Below are 888 nucleotides of genomic sequence, written 5' to 3'. Positions count from 1 at the left end.
CGCCTCGTCGCGGCTCATGCTGTAGAGCAGGCCGGACGACACGGCGACGAGGGAGTCGTCACGACGGGCGCCGGTGGCGAAGGCGTTCATCTCGGGGGAGTCGTAGATCCCCACTTCCGGCATCTTGATACCGGCCTCACGGGCCTGACGGGCGACTGTGCTCACCAGCCAGTGCTCGGTCTCGTTGCGGGGCTGCTCGATGACCTGGACGCCATAGCTGCGCTTGGCCATCCACTTGGACATCAGCAAGGAGATAAAGGAACCCCCAAAACCGAACACGGCACAGAACACCAACAGACCGGAAATGCTGGACTTGTTGATCCCCAGAACCGAGAACAGGATATTGAGTACCACCCCCAGCACCAGCATGACGGCCAGGTTGGTCACCAGGAATAGCATAATTCGCTTCATATTGACTCCTTGTGAGATATGGATGCATGGTTCGGGCCAATTCACAATCGACCTGATACCACACCTGCCCCCGATCATAGACAGACTCGATGAATGTTTGCTGAATGTCAGGCCCAGCAAAGCTGGTGAGGGGGTCAGCCCAGGGGCGAGATGTCGAGACACCCGCGCAGATCCGCCTCGAGCGGCTGATCTACGAAGGGGATCTCCCCCAGAAATGGGGCCGGCAACATGGCTTTCAAGGTGGCCAGGTTCTCCTGGTAGCGACTCATGTGCGGATCCACCCGATTGACCACCCAGCCGGCCAGGGTCAGCCCCTGATGGCGGATGGCGGCGCAGGTGAGCAGGGCATGATTGAGGCAACCCAGCTTGGCCCCCACCACCAGGATCACCGGCAGCCGTTCCTGGGCTACCCAGTCAGACAGCAGATGCTGGTGATCCAGCGGTAGGAACCAGCCCCCCGCCCCCTCGACGATCACC

The 888-nt window shown here is 60.9% G+C and carries 2 protein-coding genes; both read right to left on the bottom strand.

Translation table 11 applies throughout. The features are described from left to right. Positions 1 to 411, bottom strand: a 411-nt coding sequence (locus BN1127_RS22905; protein WP_042650201.1) for a M48 family metalloprotease, incomplete at its 3' end; no start/stop codon positions are given. 134 nt (positions 412 to 545) lie between these two features. After that, the coding region (gene bioD, locus BN1127_RS16865) for an ATP-dependent dethiobiotin synthetase BioD (protein WP_042650200.1) at positions 546 to 888 on the bottom strand (343 nt) is incomplete at its 5' end.

Source organism: Aeromonas media (assembly GCF_000819985.1).
Lineage (GTDB): Bacteria > Pseudomonadota > Gammaproteobacteria > Enterobacterales > Aeromonadaceae > Aeromonas > Aeromonas media.
This window is presented reverse-complemented; position numbering and strand designations above follow the sequence as displayed.